At 53.7% G+C, this 16,270-nt stretch carries 9 protein-coding genes; all 9 read left to right on the top strand.

Annotation, left to right across the window (positions count from 1 at the left end):
• Positions 1-139: 139 nt before the first annotated feature.
• The 9 genes from araA (at position 140) to HU175_RS16640 (ending at position 16,162) form a co-directional block, all read left to right on the top strand.
• Positions 140-1,630 (top strand): L-arabinose isomerase, encoded by a 1,491-nt coding sequence (araA, locus tag HU175_RS16680; RefSeq protein ID WP_176567666.1) that lies wholly within the window; start codon positions 140-142, stop codon positions 1,628-1,630.
• 109 nt (positions 1,631-1,739) lie between these two features.
• Positions 1,740-3,281: an alpha-N-arabinofuranosidase gene (locus tag HU175_RS16675; RefSeq protein ID WP_176567665.1), complete on the top strand. Its 1,542-nt coding sequence runs from the start codon at positions 1,740-1,742 to the stop codon at positions 3,279-3,281.
• Between the two features lie 109 nt (positions 3,282-3,390).
• Positions 3,391-4,095, top strand: coding sequence for an L-ribulose-5-phosphate 4-epimerase (locus tag HU175_RS16670; protein WP_176567664.1), 705 nt, complete (start codon positions 3,391-3,393; stop codon positions 4,093-4,095).
• A 191-nt stretch (positions 4,096-4,286) separates the two neighbouring features.
• Positions 4,287-5,450 carry an aldose epimerase family protein gene (locus tag HU175_RS16665; protein ID WP_176567663.1) on the top strand — a complete coding sequence of 388 codons (1,164 nt, stop codon included), beginning with the start codon at positions 4,287-4,289 and terminating at the stop codon, positions 5,448-5,450.
• A gap of 730 nt (positions 5,451-6,180) precedes the next feature.
• Positions 6,181-9,438 carry a SusC/RagA family TonB-linked outer membrane protein gene (locus tag HU175_RS16660; RefSeq protein ID WP_228724185.1) on the top strand — a complete coding sequence of 1,086 codons (3,258 nt, stop codon included), beginning with the start codon at positions 6,181-6,183 and terminating at the stop codon, positions 9,436-9,438.
• A gap of 15 nt (positions 9,439-9,453) precedes the next feature.
• Positions 9,454-11,268: a RagB/SusD family nutrient uptake outer membrane protein gene (locus tag HU175_RS16655; RefSeq protein WP_176567662.1), complete on the top strand. Its 1,815-nt coding sequence runs from the start codon at positions 9,454-9,456 to the stop codon at positions 11,266-11,268.
• Between the two features lie 100 nt (positions 11,269-11,368).
• Positions 11,369-13,831, top strand: coding sequence for a glycosyl hydrolase family 95 catalytic domain-containing protein (locus HU175_RS16650; RefSeq protein WP_176567661.1), 2,463 nt, complete (start codon positions 11,369-11,371; stop codon positions 13,829-13,831).
• Between the two features lie 184 nt (positions 13,832-14,015).
• Entirely contained in the window at positions 14,016-14,318 is a 303-nt protein-coding gene (locus HU175_RS16645) for a GIY-YIG nuclease family protein (protein ID WP_176567660.1), read from the top strand.
• A 164-nt stretch (positions 14,319-14,482) separates the two neighbouring features.
• The gene (locus HU175_RS16640) at positions 14,483-16,162 is read left to right on the top strand and encodes a glycoside hydrolase family 43 protein (RefSeq protein WP_176567659.1); all 1,680 of its coding nucleotides are present in this window, start codon (positions 14,483-14,485) and stop codon (positions 16,160-16,162) included.
• The last annotated feature ends 108 nt before the right edge of the window (positions 16,163-16,270 follow it).

The raw sequence follows: 16,270 nt of genomic DNA, 5'->3' as shown, positions 1-16,270 counted from the left end.
ATCCCGATGTCAGGAGGGATCTTCGGTAAAAGCAAATAAATAGCCTGCTACCGAAGATCCCTCCTGACATCGGGATGACAAAAAAACGCGGATGACTGAAAAAAGATACAAGAAATAAACTGATCGACAACCGAATACAATGCTTGATTTAAAACACTACGAAGTTTGGTTCGTAACCGGCAGTCAGCACCTTTATGGCGATGAAACGCTGCGGCAGGTGGCCGATCACTCGACGCAGATCGCGCAGTTCCTGAATAGCAACGCGGCTGTGCCAGTACGGGTGGTTTTCAAACCGACCGTTACCCGGCCCGACGAGATTTACGCCATTTGTCAGGAAGCGAACGTAGCGCCGAACTGCGTCGGCGTGATCGCCTGGATGCACACCTTCTCGCCCGCCAAAATGTGGATTCGGGGGCTGACAATCCTGAAAAAGCCGCTGCTGCACCTGCACACGCAGTTTAACCGCGACATCCCCTGGTCTGACATCGATATGGATTTCATGAACCTCAACCAGTCGGCGCACGGTGACCGGGAGTTTGGGTTTATGGTCTCTCGCATGCGAATGAACCGGAAAGTAGTCGTTGGCTACTGGCAGGATGAAACCGTACTGGCGCAAATCGGTGCCTGGACGCGGGTAGCGGTCGCCGGTTACGAACTGAAAACGCTGAAAGTAGCCCGCTTCGGCGACAATATGCGGCAGGTAGCCGTGACCGAAGGCGACAAGGTAGCGGCTGAAATGACCTTCGGTATGTCGGTCAACACCTACGGCATCGGCGATCTGGTGGCAGTTATCAACCAAATGACCGACACCGACGTAGATAAACTCGTACAGGAGTACGCGGATACGTACACGCTGATGGACTCGCTGGTACGCGGTGGGGCACAGCATGAATCCCTGCGCGATGCCGCCCGGATTGAACTCGGCCTGCGCGCTTTCCTGACTGATGGGGGTTTCGGTGCCTTCACCGACACATTCGAAGATCTGCACGGCATGAAGCAATTACCCGGTATCGCGTCGCAGCGACTGATGGCCGATGGCTTTGGTTTCGCTGGTGAGGGCGACTGGAAAACGTCGGCGATGGTCCGTACGATGAAGGTAATGGCGGCTGGTTTGCCGGGCGGTAACTCGTTCATGGAAGACTACACGTACCATTTCGACCCGTCGAACCCGCTCGTACTTGGGTCGCACATGCTGGAGATTTGCCCCTCGATTGCGGCTGGCAAACCGACCTGCGAAATCCATCCGCTGGGTATCGGTGGCAAAGAAGATCCTGTCCGACTGGTATTCAACGCGGGCGCGGGTCCGGCGATCAACGTCTCGCTGGTCGACATGGGTAATCGCTTCCGGCTGATCGTTAACGAAGTCGAAGCCGTCGAGGTAGCGCAGGCACTGCCTAAACTGCCCGTGGCCCGCGCCCTCTGGAAACCCATGCCCGACATGGCCACCGGCTGTGCCGCCTGGATTTACGCGGGTGGCGCACACCACACAGTGTACAGCCAGAACCTGACGACCGAACATGTCGAAGACTTCGCCGAACTGTTCAACGTCGAACTGGTCGTGATCGACAAAAACACAAGCCTGCGCCAACTCAAAAACGAGCTTCGCTGGAGCGAAGTGGCGTATAAGTAATTGCGAATGAGTGAATGAGTGATTGAGTGAATAATTGCTGACGCAAAACCAAGCATTCACTCAATCAACCTCCGTTGCGGCACTCATTCGCTCAATCACTCATTGGACTATGAAAAAACTTCTTACTACCCTACTCCTTGCTTCCCTCGCCATACCCACGCTGGCGCAGAACAAGGCGACGATTAATGCCGACGGGGCGAATGTGACCATTAACCGGCACATCTATGGTCACTTTGCCGAACACCTGGGTCGCTGCATCTACGGCGGGTTCTACGTCGGCGATAACAACAAGACCATCCCCAACAAAAACGGGGTGCGGCTCGATGTGGTCGACGCGCTGAAGAAGATGAAGATTCCGAATCTGCGGTGGCCGGGCGGCTGCTTCGCCGATACGTATCATTGGAAAGACGGCATTGGTCCGAAAGCCAAACGTCCGAAGATCGTGAACACCTGGTGGGGGGGCGTTACGGAAGACAACAGTTTCGGTACGCACGACTTCCTGAACATGTGCGAACTGCTCGGTACGGAGCCGTATCTGGCCGGTAACGTCGGGAGTGGTACCGTGCAGGATTTGAGTGAATGGGTGCAGTACGTCAACTTTCCGAGCAATAGCCCCATGTCGACTCTGCGGCAGCAAAACGGTCGCGAAAAACCCTGGAACGTGAAATTCTGGGGTGTCGGCAACGAAGCCTGGGGTTGCGGAGGAAACATGAAGCCTGATTACTACGCCAACATCTACCGGCAGTACAGCACGTTCATGAACAGTCAGGTCGGCAAAGAAAAGATCTTCCGTATTGCATCGGGGGCTAGTTCCGACGATTTTAACTGGACCGAAACGCTGATGAAGAACATCCCCGGTAGTATGGTCGAAGGGGTAGCCCTGCACCACTACTCAGTGTTCGGCTGGGGCGAAAATGCGAAGGGGTCGGCGACGGAATTCACCGAAACCGACTACGCCCATACCATGAACGAAGCCCTGAAAATGGACGAGTTCGTGCAGAAGCATTCGGACATTATGGACAAGTATGATCCGAAGAAAAAGGTCGCGCTGGTCGTCGACGAGTGGGGGGCGTGGTACAACGTCGAACCGGGTACGAATCCGGGCTTCCTCTTCCAACAGAACACCATGCGAGATGCCGTACTGGCGGGGGCTACGCTCAACATCTTCCACAAACACGCTGAACGGGTTCGGATGGCCAATCTGGCGCAGGCGATCAACGTCTTGCAGGCGGTTATCCTGACCGATGGCCCGAAGATGCTGCTGACACCGACCTATCACGTGCTGGAAATGTACAACGTGCACCAGGACGCGACCATGCTGCCCGTCGATGTGAAGGCTGACGACTACAAAGTGGGCGAGTACAAACTTCCTGCCGTGTCGGTTTCGGCCTCGCGCGACAAAGCCGGAAAAACGCACGTGTCGCTGGTCAACATTGACGCGGGTAAGCCCCAGACCATCACGGTAAACCTAAAAGGCATCAGCGCGAAAAACGTATCAGGTCGGATTCTGACGTCGGCCAAAGTGCAGGATTACAACACCTTCACCCAGCCGAACAAAGTGAAACCCGCACCTTTCTCCGGTGCCAAACTATCCGGCGATGAACTAACGGTTACGCTGCCCCCGGTGTCGGTGGTGGTACTTGAACTATAAAGAGCGAAAGACCGGGTCGCCGGTGCGATGAAAGAGTGAAAGAGCGATGGTACCGGATGGCCGCTCTTTCGCTCTTTCGCTCTTTCTCTCTTTGAAATCGCTCTCAATTATGAACACCTACAAGAACCTCCAGGCCGAGTGCTACGAGGCTAATATGCAGTTGCCGGAGCTGGGCCTGGTGCTGTTTACGTTCGGTAACGTCAGCGCTGTCGATCGCGACAAGGCCGTGTTTGCCATTAAGCCCAGCGGGGTGCCGTATGCGCTGCTCAAACCCGAAGACATCGTTATCTGCGACTACGATGCGAAGATTGTCGCCGGAACCATGCGCCCCTCGTCGGATACGAAAACGCACGCGCTGCTGTACAAAACCTGGGACGACATTGGCGGCATTACGCACACGCACAGTACCTACGCCGTCGCTTGGGCGCAGGCGGGTATGGACATTCCCATCTTCGGCACGACCCACGCCGACCACACCCACCAGGATATTCCCTGCGCTCCGGCATTGACCGACGAGATGATTCAGGGCGACTACGAACACGAAACCGGCAACCAGATTTTCGACGTATTCCGGGAAAAGGGGCTGTCGCACAAAGAAGTCGAGATGGTGCTGCTGCAAAATCACGGGCCGTTTACGTGGGGCAAAACCGCCGAAAAGTCAGTGTACAACGCGGCCGTGCTGGAAGAAGTCGCCCGTATGGCGTACATGACCCTGGCCATCAACCCCGATACGCCCCGTATCAAAGATACGCTGCGAATGAAGCACTACGAGCGCAAACACGGCAAAGACGCCTACTACGGACAAGGCTGTTAGTCGAACGGCTGCTAGTTATGCCGCTGTTAGTAAGAACCGGCGTTGCTATGCTTTAACGAGAGAAAAAAGAAGATAGACACTAGACAAACGAAGAAAGAAAGTAGACGCAGGAAGATACCACAAGCGTGACCGTTTTCTAACGTCTTGTGTCCAGCATCTATCGTCTACCCCTAAACCCCAATTCCCTTTTCATGAATCTGTCAACTAAACTTATCGCCCTAGCTTTGCTGACGGGCAGTCTGACCATGAGTGCGTGCACATCGAACAAAAAAGAAGAAAGCTCAGAGGCAAAACCCGGTATTACTAAAGCTGCTTACGGTCAACTGCCCGATGGTCAGTCGGCGGACCTGTACACGCTACGTAACGCGGAGGGTATGGAAGCTAAAATCACGAATTACGGTGGTATCGTTGTATCATTGACTGCGCCCGACAAAGAAGGTCAGTTTGCCGACGTAACGCTGGGTTTTGATTCACTGAACACCTATGCGACCAAAAATCCGTACTTCGGTGCCCTGATCGGCCGGTACGGGAATCGTATTGCCAAAGGTAAATTTACGCTCGACGGCAAGGAGTACTCCTTACCTGTCAACGATGGCCCCAACAGCTTGCACGGTGGCAAAAAAGGCTTTGACAAGGTAGTATGGACGGCCACACCCGTTGAGGGCAATGAGCCCGCGCTGAAACTGGCCTACACGGCCAAAGACGGTGAAGAAGGATATCCGGGGACGCTGAATGTAGAGGTAACGTATACCCTGCAAAAAGATAATGCTTTGCGTATCGACTATCAGGCTACCACCGATAAGCCTACTGTCGTTAACCTGACGAACCATTCTTATTTCGACCTGTCGGCAGGAAAATCATCCGATATTCTCGGCCATGAACTGATCCTGGAAGCAGACCGCTTTCTGCCCGTGGATCAGACGCTCATTCCTACCGGCGAGCTGAAAGCCGTATCGGGAACGCCCTTTGATTTCACCAAATCGAGTGTGGTCGGTAGTCGGATCAACGACACGGCCGACACACAGCTTCGGTATGGCAAAGGATACGACCACTGCTGGGTGTTTGCTGACAGCAGCCGCAGCCTGAAATCAATAGCCACGGTTTACGAACCCACCACGGGCCGGGTCATGACCGTGTCGACAACTGAGCCTGCCGTGCAGTTTTACACCGGCAATTTTCTGGATGGTACGCTGACGGGAAAAGAAGGCCGGGTGTACAAGAAGCGGACCGGTTTTTGTCTGGAAACCCAGCACTATCCGGATTCTCCTAATCAGGCCGCCTTTCCAACGACTACACTGAAACCGGGCGAAACGTATCGTTCAACAACTGTGTATACGTTTACTACTCGGAAATAAGTCGAATTAGTTTTCAGAAAGTCAACGTAATACAAGCGCCAGTGGTCCAATCGATAGTAAGATTACCCTATCGGTTTGGCCACTGGCGCTTTTGTTTTGGTATCCATGATGTAATCGCTGGTTCGAGTTTACTGGTCAGCCTAACCTTATATCCGCTTACCAAAGACAATGCAGTAAAGTTACCTAGAAAAGACACTGAAAATACGCAGATTCTCCAGACGCAATCAAGTGAAAATTCTGGAAGTAGAGTTGGCTTGAGTGGTCAGATTTTCTGTAGTGGAGACATAAGCCAGTTAATTAGGCGCCTATCAAATTGTTATTTCGTTTGGTACGGGAAAAATGTTAAAATATAGTCGGATTGTGCTAAAATTGACTAATAATTTATAATTATATCCTTTTATAATTGTATTAATTTTTATGCAATCGGTTGCAGAGCATGTACACTAAAAGATATTGTTTACAAGTTCAAAGCATGGATAAAGCCTACATAATAGATAGAGTCTGAATTGACCTATGCTTGTGTCTGCTTTTCAGTCTGATTATATCAGCCAGTTCGTAACCCTCTAATCAATTCCTGATATGCTTTAAATGAGATTTCCACCTGCTGTGTAGCGAGCCGCTGGCAGCATCTGGGTTCGTTTATCGACAAATGTGTATTTATGACACATTGTTCTGCTTTTTCGAATATTGCTTTATTGATTTTCCTGAACCATGTAATCCTATGAGTCGCATGAATCTACTTTATCAATCAAAACCTGCTCAGTTGTGGGGCAAAGTTACCTGGGGGGTAGGGGTACCTAGCCTCATTCTACTAGGCTTGGCAACAGCCAGTTACGCCGGTACGAACATCGCAAATTTCCGCCCTGATCTATCGTTACATTCCCCACGGATGCTGGATGTGAGCACGCTGGACGTCCAGATTTCCGGTCGCGTTGTTGACGAGAAAGGGAGTGGGTTGCCCGGTGTTAACGTACAGATTAAGTCAACAACGCGGGGCACAACGACGGATGCGAATGGTAACTATAAACTTACTGCAGCAAACGGTGCGGTGCTGGTGTTTTCGCTGGTTGGTTACATAGCGAAAGAGGTTACTGTTGGTTCGCAGCCGGTCATCAACGTTAATATGGTACCGGACGACAAGACACTGGATGAAGTTGTTGTTGTGGGGTATGGCGTGCAGCGCAAGCGTGATATTACTGGATCGGTTGTGTCAGTAAACGAAGCTACGTTGAAGGAAGTACCGGCCCCTAACCTGGTCAATCAGCTAAAAGGCCGGGCTGCTGGCGTAACGGTTATCAGTAACGGATCAACGCCGGGTTCGCAGGGACAGATTCGGATTCGGGGCAACCGGACACTGACCACAAGCTCTGGTGGCAGCGACGGGCTGGATGGTCCGCTGGTTGTGGTTGATGGAATTCCCTACGGTGGTCTGAACGACATCAACCCCGACGATATCGTCAACCTGGAAATCCTGAAAGACGCGTCAGCGACGGCCATCTACGGATCGCGGGGGTCGGGCGGGGTAATTCTCGTCACCACCAAGCGGGGTAAAATTGGCAAACCGGTGTTCAGCTACGACGGTTACCATGGCGTCACTAACATCATGGGTAAGTTCAACGTAATGAATGGACCGGAATACGCTCAGTTCAAAGACGATGCCGCTAAATATAACCGTACCAGCCCTGGCACGACTGCTTACCCGCTGACGCAGAAAGAAAGAGATGCGCTGGCGGCTGGTATCTCGACCGATTGGCAAGGCTTACTGTATAAGCCCGGCTTCAACACCAACCACCAATTGGGACTGGTAGGCGGGGTTGAAAATACGCAGTACTCGCTGGGACTCGGCTATTTTAACGAGACGGGTATTATTCCCAGTCAAAAATTTGAACGATACACCATCCGGGCAACTATTGACCAACGTATTGGCAAACACATCAAGATTGGTTTGAATACGCTCAATACGCTTACCTATACCAATACGCCGGGTGGTGGTGGTGTTCCGGGTGGCCTGGTGCGGTTAACGCCGTTGGCAGCGCCGTATAATGCAGACGGAACGGTAAACCTGTTTCCGGCGGAAGGATCAATTGATGCCGCTTCGGTTAGCCCTCTGACGATCATTACCAAAAAGGATGCGTATCTGGGTCGCACACGGTCGTTACGTACCTTCAATAGCTTATATGCTGAGTGGAATATCTTGCCGGGCCTACGCTATCGGGTCAATGCCGGTTTGAACTTCAGTCAGTCGAACTACAACGGCTACGGCGGCCCACTGACCTATTTTAACAATGCAACAGTTCAGTCGTCGTCAAACGCTGAGATCAGCAATACCGAATACTGGGATATCAACCTCCAGCACTTGCTGTACTACGATAAGACGATTGGCAAGCATAAAATAGGGGTTACCGGACTATATGAAATCACCAAGAACCATACGCTGGGTAGCCGTTTCACGATAACCGGTGTGCCGGCCGATTACATTAAAACGTCAAATTTCTCGCTGGCATCCGGTACGCCCGTGGCTAATTCAGACTTTGGGAATACGTTCTCCGAACTTGGGCTGCTGTCGTACATGGGTCGGGTAAACTATAGCTACAACGATCGCTATCTGCTAACGCTGACACTGCGTCGGGACGGTTCGTCGACATTGTCGCCGGGTAATCAGTACTTCAACTACCCGGCCATTGGTGCGGGCTGGAACATTATCGAAGAGCCGTTCATGAAAAGTGTATCGGGCATTTCGAACCTGAAACTGCGAGGCAGCTGGGGAATTTCCGGTAACCGGAACGTAGGAGCTTACGCCACGCTAGGCGCACTGTCGGCTGGTTATTATAACTTCGGACTTGGCACGGCCGGTCAGCAGCTGGCCTATACCGTGACGAGCTTACCAGCAACGGGCCTGGGCTGGCAATCAACCTCGCAGGTGGATCTCGGTATCGACTTTGGTTTCCTGAACAACCGGATTACGGGTTCGGTCGATTGGTACAACCAGCAGACGAAAAACATTCTGCTGTCGGTTCCGCTACCGCCGAGTAACGGTGCTGGCTCGACGCTGAAAAACCTGGGCCGGACGGAAGGCCGGGGTCTGGAAACAGCCCTGACGGTTGATATTCTCCGCAATCCACAAGGATTTAACTGGAGCGCCGATATTACGTATTTCTTCAACCGCGAGAAGATCACGCAGCTGACAACGCCGACGGAACAGGCTAACATTGGCGCTGGCTGGTTCGTGGGTCAACCCCTGTCGGTAATTTACGATTACAGAAAGATCGGCATTTGGCAAACTGCTGATAAGGAGAATGGTACGCTGGCCAAGCAAACCTCGCCCGTTCAGTTCCCAGGCCAGATCCGGGTGGAAGACGTAAATGGCGACGGGAAGATTGACGCCAATGATCGTCAGATCCTGGGTAACTTCCAGCCCAAATGGGAAGGCGGATTTACCAGCCGGTTCAGCTACAAAAACTTCGATCTGTCGATTGTTACGTTTGCCCGGATGGGGATGAAAGTAATTGTGCCGTATCTGACGGGTAACTCTACGGGTTCGGGTGGCTTTGCGTTCTTCAACCAGGGCCGGGTTAATCAGGTGAAAACCGATTACTGGACCGACACGAACCCAACCAACGCGTTCCCGGCTCCTGACGCTGCCAGTGCCGTCGCTTATTTTGGTTCGACACTAGGTTACTACGACGGCTCGTTTATCAAGTGCCGGAGTATCAACCTGGGATACACCTTCGCCAATGAGTTGGTTCGGAAGATCGGGATGAGTTCGGCCCGGGTTTATTTCAACGCCACGAACCCATTCATTATCTACTCACCGTTAGTGAGCCAGCACCTGGCCGTCGATCCGGAAGGAAACAGCTACGCCAGTGGTCAGTCGACCCTGAACCCGCAGGGAGCCAGCGATCGCGGTACGCCAGAGCGTCAGATCGCTGTAAACCTGAATAACCCGCCGGTACGGCAATTCACACTGGGGGTAAATCTCAAATTCTAATCCTTTGACACTACGATGAAATCGATAAAAATATGGTTTGCCGCCGGCCTGGTTGCAGCATTCAGTTCGGGCTGTGAAAAAATCCTGGAGGAGAATCCACAGTCGCAGATTGTACCGTCGTACTTCAACAGCCCTTCCGGAGTATTGGGCGGTATTGCCGGGGTGTATAATGATCTCCGGGGCCAGTGGGGAACCGAAGGCTTTACCGTCGAAATGCAGGCCGGAACCGACGAGTTTTTACAAGGGGCCAGTGCCGGAACACCCGTTCCCTATACGTATAACGGTCTGAACGGGAGTAACTTCGGCGCGGCCTGGGGGACAGCATTTCAGGATATTAACACGCTGAACGGGGTACTTAAGTACGGACAGACGATCGATTTGCCCGAGGCTACCCGGAAGCAGTATCTGGCACAGGCTAAATTCCTGCGCGGGTTCTGGTACTTTTATCTGGTACAGACCTGGGGAGACGTACCGCTCAGCACCGAATTCATCACGACGCCTTCGCAGGCGGCTTCGCGTCAACCCGTTGCGCAGGTGTATGAACTGATCATCAAAGACCTGACCGAAGCAGCCGCCGATCTGCCGAACACGCCAACGGCACCGTTTCTGGGTAAAGCTGCTACCAAACCCGTTGCCCAGCTGCTGCTGGCAAAGGCGTACCTGACACGTGGCTGGCTCAATAACACAGCGTCGGATTTTACGCAGGCTGCTACGATTTGCGATCAGATCATTGCCAACAAATCAACCTATGGCCTGGACCTGTGGCAGGATTATGGCGATGCCTTCGTTCCCGCCAACGACTATGGCAAAGAAACGATGTTTGTCAGCGATCACGTGCTTGACCCGAAATATGGTTACTACGTTGTGGGAGCGGCCGCGGGAGGTGGATTTGCGCAGAATCTGAGCCCCTGGTTTACGAACTGGAATTACCCGAACAACAGCGGGATCAACTCGTACAAAAGTGCCGCGGGGGCTTACGTAAACAGCGGAACCTCCCTGATGATCCGGGATTCGCAGTATGGCCGGCCTTACGTTCGGATGCGCCCCAACAGTTACAAGTGGCCAACGGGCGCTAATGCCGGTAAGAGCTACTTCCTGGATCAGGCGTTTACCAACCGGACGTCGGATTCGCGCTTCATGAACTCGTTCTACACGGTTTACATTGCCAATACGTCCGTTACCAACACGGCTACGGCTGCCAACAATAAACGAGGTATCGGTTACACCACCGTGGCTGGAGCAGATACTGCCGTTTGGTTGCCTGATTATGAAGTAGCAGGTGCCCCTCAGTTTGTCGGAACGCGGCCTTTCAAAGGGTTGGTGGTACCGCCAAGCTTGTGGGACAACGGAATCTTCCCAGCTCTGAAAAAATTCATGGACCCAAGCCGGGGAGCTAACTTCAACGACCCCTCGACCCGTCCCTGCGTACTGTACCGGTTCTCGGACGTATACATGACCGGCGCCGAAGCGTACCTCAAAGCGGGTGATGCTACCAAAGCAGCTGCACTCCTGAATGTAGTACGGCAACGGGCTGCGTACCGCAAAACCAACACCGCGGCCCAAAACGCAGCAGCCGTAACGGCCATGACCATCCAGCCAGCTGATGTTACGTTGGACTTCATTCTGGACGAGCGGAGCCGTGAATTCTTCGGCGAATGGCAGCGGTGGCACGATCTGGTACGGACCCGTTCGCTCGTTCGCCGGGTAAAAGCCTGGAATCCGGAGGCCGCTCCTTACGTCCAGGATTTCAATATGCTGCGCCCGATTCCGCAGTCGCAGATTGACCGCGTGGTAGAGGGACCAAAGTTCCCGCAAAACCCGGGGTATTAAATCATAAATTAGTTGCGTCAACTGCCTGCCTGAATCCAATTAACGTTAATTGAACGGGCAGGCAGCTTGCGTATTTGCTCACGAAGAGTATCTGAATTGTATGAAACGGTTGCTTTATTTGTTGCTGCTGATCCTGACCACTGCGGTCTACGCCCAAGACAAACCCAGTCTGAAACTGTGGTACGACAAACCGGCGGGAACCGTCTGGGAAAGCGCGCTGCCCGTCGGGAATGGTCGGCTGGGGGCGATGGTCTACGGCAACGTACCCCAGGAAACCCTTCAACTCAACGAAGGCACCGTCTGGAGCGGTAGTCCTAACCGGAATGATAACCCCAACGCAAAAGCGGTGCTCCCCGAAATTCGCCAACTGATTTTTGACGGGAAGCAGAAAGAAGCCGAGCAACTGGCCAACAAGTCGATCCTGACCAAGAAATCGCAAGGACAAATGTTTCAGCCGGTGGGGAATCTGCTGCTGACGTTCGCCGGCCACGATAGCTATACAGATTACTACCGCGAACTTGACATCGAGCGGGCCGTCGCCAAAACGACCTACAAAGTCGGCGATGTAACGTACACCCGCGAAGTCATTACGTCGCTGCCCGCTAACGTACTGGCTGTGCAGCTGTCGGCCGACAAACCCGGTAAGCTCTCCTTCGTGACGTCGTTTACCAGCCTGCACCCCAACGCTGTTATCAACACCACCAATCGCAACGAGCTGATGCTGTCCGGTGTCACCGCCGACCACGAAGGCGTACCCGGCAAGGTGAAATTTAAAAGTCTGGCTCGTATCAAAACCAAAAGCGGTACCGTATCGGCCAACGGGCAGACGCTGGTCGTCGACGGGGCCACGACCGCTACTATCTACCTCGCCATTGCCACCAACTTTGTCAATTATAACGACCTGAGCGGTAATGAAAGCGAACGCGTAGTGGCCACGCTTGACAAGGCCTTTCGCCAGTCGTACGATGCGCTAATCAAACCGCACGTAGCCGCTTACCAACGCTATTTCAATCGGGTTCGTCTCGATCTTACGTCGACCGACGCGGCCAAACTACCCACCGATGAACGACTAAAAAACTTCCGCTCGGTCAACGACCCGAACCTGGTAACGCTCTATTACCAGTACGGGCGCTATCTGCTCATTTCGTCGTCACAGCCCAATGGACAGGCGGCTAATCTGCAGGGTATCTGGAACCGGAGTATGCGACCACCCTGGGATAGTAAGTACACCATCAACATCAACACACAGATGAACTACTGGCCCGCCGAAAAAACGGGCTTGCCCGAGATGCACGAGCCGCTGTTTAGCCTGATCCGCGACCTGTCGCAGACGGGGCAGGAGACGGCGCGGATCATGTATGGCGCGCGCGGCTGGATGGCCCACCACAACACCGATATCTGGCGGATCAACGGCCCGGTCGACGGTGCATTCTGGGGCATGTGGACTGCCGGGGGCGCGTGGCTCAGCCAGCATCTGTGGGAACATTATCTCTACTCCGGCGACCGGGCGTTCCTGACATCGGCCTACCCGATTCTGAAAGGAGCGGCTCAGTTCTACGCCGATTTCCTGGTCGAGCATCCGAAGTACAAGTGGCTGGTCGTTACGCCGAGCACGTCGCCCGAAAATGCTCCGCAAGCCCACGGCGGCTCGTCGCTGGATGCCGGTACGACGATGGATAATCAGATCGTATTCGATGTATTCAGTACCGCCATCCGCGTGGCCGACCTGCTGAACACCGATAAGCCATTTGCCGATTCGCTCCGGCAGATGCGGGCCAAATTACCACCCATGCACATCGGAAAGCACGGGCAGTTGCAGGAGTGGCTCGATGATATTGATGATCCGAACGACAAACACCGACATATTTCCCACCTCTACGGCCTGTTCCCGTCCAACCAGATTTCGGCCTACCGCACGCCCAACCTGTTCAATGCTTCGCGCACGACGCTGACCCACCGGGGCGATGTATCGACGGGTTGGAGTATGGGCTGGAAAGTAAACTGGTGGGCCAAATTGCAGGACGGCAACCACGCGTACACGCTTATTCAGAATCAGCTGACTCCGCTGGGTGTCAACAAGGAAGGGGGCGGCACGTACAACAACCTGTTCGACGCCCACCCGCCGTTTCAGATCGATGGTAACTTCGGCTGCACGTCGGGTATTACCGAAATGCTGCTGCAAAGCAACGACGGTGCCCTCCACCTGCTGCCCGCCTTACCCGACGTCTGGCCGACGGGCAGTATCAGTGGCCTACGGGCGCGGGGCGGCTTCGAGGTCGTGGGAATGGAATGGGACGGTGGTAAGCTGACGAAGATTGAAATTCGGTCGAACCTGGGCGGCAACCTGCGCATTCGCACGCCGAACGAATTGAAAGGGAGCAAAGGGACGCTGGCAACGGCATCGGGGCCAAACCCAAACGAGTTCTATCAGACGGAGGAAACGCCCAAGCCCATTGTTGCGACGCTGACTGATCCGGCCCCGGCCACCCCGCCCCTGAAACCAACCTGGCTCTACGACATACCCACACAACGTGGCAAGACCTACACGCTGGTTGCGTTGTAATGAGAGCGTTTTTTGTCATCCCGACCGGTCCGCCGGTGCGGCAGGAGGGATCTTCATTAGCAGGCGGTTTGTCTTACTACTGCCGAAGATCCCTCCTGCCTCACCGGCGGACCGGTCGGGATGACAAAAAAGGAGAATTTAATGATAAAAGAACGAAAATAAAGAAGCACCAGAACAGCAGGAAATGAATCGGTATGCTTTCTACGTCTACATCGTCACGAACCCGGAAAAAACGGTGCTGTATACGGGTATGACCAACGACCTGGTCAGGCGATTACAGGAGCATTACGAGTCGCGGGGACAGGCAGGAAAGTTTGCGGGTAAATTCTATTGCCATCGGCTCGTCTACTGGGAACACCACCAATACGTTCGGAATGCAATCGACCGGGAGAAAGAGATTAAAGGGTGGCGGAGAGAGAAGAAAATAGAATTGATTCAGTCTATTAACCCCGAATGGCGCTTTTTGAATGAAGATATTCTGGAATAGCTTTTCTGTCATTCATGACTTATCACCAACGTTTTTTGTCATCCCGACGTTAGGAGGGATCTTCGGGTATAGGCAGTTTTAATCGTTCCTGCCGAAGATCCCTCCTAACGTCGGGATGACAAAAAAACTGACCCAAAAACGCATACAAACCTGACCAAACCCTTATGAAAAAACGCATTATTACGGCATTCTGTGCGGCACTGCTCGCCGGCATGAGCCAGGTATCGCTGGCGCAGACAACGACGCTAGTCAACCCCATTATGACGGGGTTTTATCCCGATCCCAGCATCGTGAAGGTGGGCAGCGACTATTACCTCATCAATTCCACCTTTTCGTACTTCCCCGGCATCCCGGTGCTGCACAGCAAAGACCTCAAAAACTGGAAGCAGATTGGTAATGTCATCGACCGGCCCGAGCAGATGGACTTTATGGGCGAACGCATGACGCGGGGTCTGTTTGCGCCGGGTATCAGTTATTCGAAAGGCACCTTCTACATCACCTGCACCGACATCGACCATGATGGTAACTTCGTGGTAACGGCAAAGAATCCGGCGGGACCGTGGAGTAATCCGGTGAAGTTGCCGGAGGTAAAGGGTATTGACCCGTCGTTGTATTTCGACGAGTCGACCGACAAGGCGTACATCCTCTACAATAGCGACGCCCCCGACCGTAAGCCGCTCTATCCAGGCCATCGGACGATTCGGATGTACGAGTTCGACGCTAAAAACCTGAAGGTTTTAGGCGAGGAAAAACAACTCGTCAACGGCGGGGTCGATCTGAGCAAGAAACCCGTCTGGATCGAGGGTCCGCACATCATGAAGCGGAACAACTGGTATTACCTCTACGCGGCTGAGGGCGGTACGTCGGTCAACCACTCGGAGGTCGTGCTGCGGAGCAAAGACGTCTGGGGCCCGTACGTACCCTACGAGGGGAACCCAATTTTGACGCAGCGGGGATTACCCGCCGACCGCAAAGATCCAATCACGTCGGCGGGGCACGCGCAGTTTGTGGAGGGACCAGATGGTAAGTGGTATTCGATTTTTCTAGCGGTTCGGCCGTACGAGGGCAACTACTACAACACCGGTCGCGAAACGTTTATCGCTCCCCTAACCTGGACCAATGACTGGCCCATGATCGAACATGGCGAGAAACCCATTGCCTATAGCTACGTCGGCAACTTCAAGGAGGTAAAGCAGAAAGACGCCCGTCCCCAGAACGGCAACTTCGCTTACACGATTAACTTCGATAAGACGCTCGATCCGGCCCTGCTGTTCCTGCGTACCCGCGACGACAAGTCGTTCAGCTTCAGCAAAGCCAATGGGCTGACGATGAAACTCAAGCCGGAAACCATTTCGGAAGCGGGTAACCCGGCCTTCATCGGCAAGCGGCAGCAGCACCTGAACTGTTCCGCCGAAACCGCGCTGGATTTCACGGCTAAATCGGCCGACGAAAAAGCGGGGCTGGTGATTTTTCAGGACGAGAAACACTTCTATTTCCTGGCCAAATCGACCGATCAGGGTAAGCCCGTGGTGCAGCTCTTCAAGAGCACCAACGACAAAAACCTGGAGCTGCTCGCCCAGACGCCCGTTGCCGCCGACGCGAAGAAGGTGATGCTCCGTATCGACGCCAAAGGTGATGCCTACGATTTCTACGTGGCCGACAAACCGAACGACTGGAAGCTACTGAAAGACAGGATCGACGGGAAATTTCTGAGTACACAGGTGGCGGGGGGCTTCATCGGTTGCGTATTCGGGATGTACGCGACCTCGTCGGGAAGTAACTCAGACAACAGCGCGTCTTTTAACTATCTGCGGTACAGCGGCAACGACCCGATGTATAAGTAGGGGATTGTTTTTGTCTCCGTGGTTTTTTGTCATCCCGACGCAGGAGGGATCCGCTCCGGCGGCCCGGTTCGCTAACAGGCGGCCTCTCTTGCTTCTAGCGAAGATCCC

This window comes from Spirosoma sp. KUDC1026 (genome assembly GCF_013375035.1).
Taxonomy (GTDB): domain Bacteria; phylum Bacteroidota; class Bacteroidia; order Cytophagales; family Spirosomataceae; genus Spirosoma.
The sequence above is the reverse complement of the archived record's forward strand: the minus strand, read 5'-3'. Positions and strand labels throughout refer to the sequence as shown.

What these genes read in the sequence shown, in the direction of transcription:
- araA (WP_176567666.1), top strand. Translation starts at nt 140, where the DNA reads ATGCTTGATTTAAAACACTACGAAGTTTGGTTCGTAACCGGCAGTCAG.
- HU175_RS16650 (WP_176567661.1), top strand. Translation starts at nt 11,369, where the DNA reads ATGAAACGGTTGCTTTATTTGTTGCTGCTGATCCTGACCACTGCGGTC.
- HU175_RS16665 (WP_176567663.1), top strand. Translation starts at nt 4,287, where the DNA reads ATGAATCTGTCAACTAAACTTATCGCCCTAGCTTTGCTGACGGGCAGT.
- HU175_RS16640 (WP_176567659.1), top strand. Translation starts at nt 14,483, where the DNA reads ATGAAAAAACGCATTATTACGGCATTCTGTGCGGCACTGCTCGCCGGC.
- HU175_RS16670 (WP_176567664.1), top strand. Translation starts at nt 3,391, where the DNA reads ATGAACACCTACAAGAACCTCCAGGCCGAGTGCTACGAGGCTAATATG.
- HU175_RS16660 (WP_228724185.1), top strand. Translation starts at nt 6,181, where the DNA reads ATGAATCTACTTTATCAATCAAAACCTGCTCAGTTGTGGGGCAAAGTT.
- HU175_RS16675 (WP_176567665.1), top strand. Translation starts at nt 1,740, where the DNA reads ATGAAAAAACTTCTTACTACCCTACTCCTTGCTTCCCTCGCCATACCC.
- HU175_RS16655 (WP_176567662.1), top strand. Translation starts at nt 9,454, where the DNA reads ATGAAATCGATAAAAATATGGTTTGCCGCCGGCCTGGTTGCAGCATTC.
- HU175_RS16645 (WP_176567660.1), top strand. Translation starts at nt 14,016, where the DNA reads ATGAATCGGTATGCTTTCTACGTCTACATCGTCACGAACCCGGAAAAA.